General features: G+C 43.3%; 1 protein-coding gene. It reads left to right on the top strand.

Going from position 1 to position 504, the window contains the following annotated elements; translation table 11 throughout:
- Nucleotides 1-223: 223 nt before the first annotated feature.
- The coding region (locus HT737_RS30635) for a barstar family protein (protein WP_182404690.1) at nt 224-504 on the top strand (281 nt) is incomplete at its 3' end.

The following is a 504-nucleotide window of genomic DNA, read 5'->3' as shown; positions in this document are numbered from 1 at the left end:
TCCTGGTGGGCAGCTAGGCGGGGATGTTTTCTATAATGATACAAACGTACTTCCATCAGCCCCTGGCCGAACCTGGTATGAAGCTGACGTCGGTCTCAACAATACGATGTCTCGAAGCAATCAGCCTGGAACCAGATTGCTCTACTCAGATGACGGACTACTTTACATCACTAGCGATCACTACGAAACTGTCACCCCTATTGGAAAGTGGAAGTAAATCAACATGATAATTGAGCTTGATGGATTATCCATCACATCCGAGCAAGAATTCCATAAGCGAATAGCATCTGCTTTTTCCGTCACCCAATATTATGGAAACAACCTCAATGCTCTTTGGGACCTGCTCAGCACCGACGTAGAACGTCCAGTTGAGTTAATTTGGACGAACTCAAAACATTCAGAAGAACGAATGGGTGATGCATATAAAAAAATCTTAACCATTCTTGACCGAGTAAAAAGTCAAGATGAAAGCTTTGGACTAGATGAGAAATTCAGCTACCAACT

The organism is Pseudomonas sp. MD195_PC81_125 (assembly GCF_014060985.1).
Lineage (GTDB): Bacteria > Pseudomonadota > Gammaproteobacteria > Pseudomonadales > Pseudomonadaceae > Aquipseudomonas > Aquipseudomonas parakoreensis.
Note: the sequence above shows the minus strand (reverse complement) of the source record. Positions and strands in the feature narration are given on the sequence as shown.